Origin of the sequence: Novosphingobium sp. (genome assembly GCF_031424035.1) — a bacterium.
Taxonomy (GTDB): Bacteria; Pseudomonadota; Alphaproteobacteria; order Sphingomonadales; family Sphingomonadaceae; genus Novosphingobium.
On the sequence record NZ_JANPGP010000043.1, the window covers coordinates 1 to 3187 of the forward strand.

General features: G+C 62.5%; 3 protein-coding genes. All 3 read right to left on the reverse strand.

The features are described 5' to 3' along the window. Nucleotides 1–108 precede the first annotated feature (108 nt). Entirely contained in the window at nt 109–1080 is a 972-nt protein-coding gene (locus tag RMO89_RS06105; RefSeq protein WP_310531857.1) for a type II secretion system F family protein, read from the reverse strand. Between the two features lie 67 nt (nt 1081–1147). Then, the gene (locus RMO89_RS06110) at nt 1148–2446 is read right to left on the reverse strand and encodes a pilus assembly protein CpaE (protein ID WP_310531859.1); all 1299 of its coding nucleotides are present in this window, start codon (nt 2444–2446) and stop codon (nt 1148–1150) included. 6 nt (nt 2447–2452) lie between these two features. Further along, a complete protein-coding gene (locus RMO89_RS06115) occupies nt 2453–3109 on the reverse strand; it encodes a CpaD family pilus assembly protein (protein ID WP_310531860.1) in 657 nt (218 codons plus the stop codon). Nucleotides 3110–3187 lie beyond the last annotated feature (78 nt).

Sequence of the window (3187 nt, forward strand, 5' to 3'; positions counted from 1 at the left end):
ATGGCCACGGCAGCCACCGCGATCAGGATCGAGCCGACCCAGATTACGTCGATGCCGAGAACGGTTGGTCCAGGCGGGGTCTTCAACATGATGGTTGTCTTTCCTCGCTCAGATTTCGAAGCTGACCATTTTGGCCATGATACCGACGCCGATGGTCATCCACACAAGCCCGCCAAGGCCTGCCATGATCAGGCGGTCGTCTTGAAAGAACTTGCCGATGTAGTCGGGGTTGACCCACCACAGCAGCGTAAAGACCACGAAAGGCAGCGAGCCGACAATGTAGGCCGAAGCCTTGGATTCGGAGCTCATCGCGCGGATCTTGAGCTTCATTTGCGCTCGCTTGCGCAGCACGTCGGCCAAATTGCTCAGCGTTTCCGCCAGGTTGCCGCCGGTCTCGCGCTGGATAGCCAAGGTGATGCAGAAGAACTGGAATTCCGGAATGCCCATGCGGTCGGCGGTTTCCTGAAGGGCGTCTTCCATGGTCTTGCCGATGCGGATGCGCTCGGTGATCATCTTGAACTCCTCGCCAACCGGGCCCGGGACTTCACCCGAGATGATCTGCAGGGTTTCGGTGACCGGAAGGCCTGAACGCAGACCGCGCACGATCAGTTCGATGCCGTCGGGGAACTTGGCGATGAAGGCATTGAGGCGGCGGTTGATCATGAAGCCTACGGCCATGTGCGGCAGGCCGGCTCCCAACAGCAGGCCGGCACCCAGCGACAGCATCGCGGCGTGCGACTTGAAGTAGATGATCACCGTCATCGTCAGGCCAATGCCCAGCGATGTGTATAGGTAGTTCTGCAGCGACCAGCCCTTGCCGGTGCGGTTCAGGCGCAGCATGAGCGCCTCGATCCGAGATCCCGAGCCGGCAATCTTGTGCATCTTCGGCTTGCGTGCCGCCACGGCCTTGCGCAGCTGCGCCTCGACCTTGTCGACCGTGCTGTCCGAATGGCGATAGCGCAACGCCTTGAGGCGGCGATTGCCCTCTTTTACCGGATTGGGACCGGTTAATGCCGACCAGCCAAGCACCATCATGGCCATCAGGCCGGCGGCGATCAGCAGAAGTTGCAACAGGCTCATGCGCCTATACTCCGGCTTGGTTCATGTAGGACCGGCCCATGCCGGCCCGCGAAATTCACGGGGAAGGTCAGGCCACCTTTTCGGCGACCTTGCCCTTGCCCTTTTGCTTGCTGGCCAGCATCGACTTGAGGTCGAACTTGCCAAGCAGTGACTTCTTCGCCGGCGTACCGACGACCGCTGCAGCTTCCTCGGCATCGCCCACACCAAGGATCTGGCTGGCGACATCGCGGACGACCTGCGCAGACTTTGCCGTGCGGTTGGCTTCAGCGAAGGTCTGGCCAAGCTTGGCTGCATTGGCCGCGCCCTTGACGTCGAACGGTATCACGAAGTTCACCTTGCGCTCGATCGAGGCTTCAAAGTCTGCGCGGCTGATTTCCTGCACGCCGGGCTGGACCTTGTTGGCGACAACGATGGTCTGGGCATGGGCGGCATTGGCCTTCAGCCACGAAAGCAGGCGGATCGCATCACGCGCCGATGCCAGGGTGAATTCGGTGGCCAGAACCACTACGTTCACGTCCGCCATCAGGTGCGGGAAGTTGATCAGCATGTTGCGCGGCAAATCGATCACTGTCATTTCGAACGCCTGGCGGAATTCTTCCTCCAGCTGCACGAAGGCGGTACCGTCGGTCATCAGCGGCGAATTGATCGGCGCTTCGGCGGACAGGATCGACAGGTTGTCGTTCGCGCGGATCATGGCGCGTTCGATGAACAGGCCGTCGATGCGGCTTGGGTTCTCGATCGCGTCGGTCAGGCCGCGGCCCGGCTCGAGATCGAGGCTGAGCGCACCTGTACCGAAGTGCACGTCGAGATCGAGCAGCGCGGTCGGCATCTTGTGATCGGTCGAAAACAGCCAGGCCAGCGAGGTCGCCAGCAAAGACGCTCCGACACCGCCGCGTGTTCCAACCACGGCGGTCGACACGTGGCGCTTGGCCGTCGTGCCGTCGGAGTGACGGGGTGCCGAGAATACCGCCTGCGCCTGGATCAGCGCATCGCGCAGCTGGCCGGGCGAAAGCGGCTTGAGCAGGTAGTCGTGGATACCGCTGGCGACGAGATCGCGATAAAGGCGAACGTCGTTGACCTGGCCGACCGCGATCACCACCGTGCCGGGTTCGCAAACCTCGGCGAGGGCGTTGATGTCGTTGAGCGGATCGCCGCTTTCCGACAAGTCGACCATGAGGATGTTGGGGCTGGCCGAGATCGACAGGGACTGGACCGCATTGCGCAGGCCGCCCTTGTTGCACTTCTCGGGCTGCCAGCCCATCTCGATGACGACTGGACGCAGGACTTCCAGCGCCGCTTCGTCACACAAGAATGAGGCGAAGGGATCGCGGTTGCCGGGCATCGAGGCTTTCCATGGCGCGTTCATGGTCAATTACTCCCCTTTGCTCGACTGCTTGTTGACGGTTGTGCCGCCACCACCAGTCGGCTCTGCCTTGCGATAGCCTTCGATCGCCTTGTTCGAACTCATCACGGTCGTGGTGCTCGGACCGCTGGTGCCCTTGATCAGGTCTTCAGGGTTCGCGACCATTGCCGCCATGTTGCCGTTGACCGCGCAGCCGTAACCGCTTGCCGTGGCATTGTGCATGTTGGTGTCGGACTTGGTGCCCCAGTCAGGGCAGCCGCGAACCGAAGCTGAAGTGCGCGATACGACCACCCGGACCGTGCCCGGATTGACATAGCCCGGAGTGGCTGGCGCTTCGCCGCTCAGCAGCATGCTGAAGCGCGAAACTACGGCTTCGACCGTGGCGCGGTTGGCGCTGGACCCGGTCGGATCGTCAACGCTGATCTTGTCGCCGTAGCGCAGGTCGAGCGCTTCGAACCAGCCCGACAGGCGGCGCTGTTCGGATGGTGCCAGGCCGGTGCCGTTGGACACCAGGTCCATCGTGTAATTCGTGCGCTGGACCACCGGCTGGTGGACGCTTTCGAGGCTGCGGTTGAGCGGAACACCGGGGCTGGTGCAGCCCGTAAGGCCGCTGCCGAGGGTGAGGAGGAGGGCGGTGGCCGCCGTACGATGGAAGATCTTGGTCATGGTGCTACCTTCCTCAATTCAGCGAGAAGCCGGGGCGTGCATCGCTGCCCGCGTCGGCGGTCTTCGGCTTGGACGTCT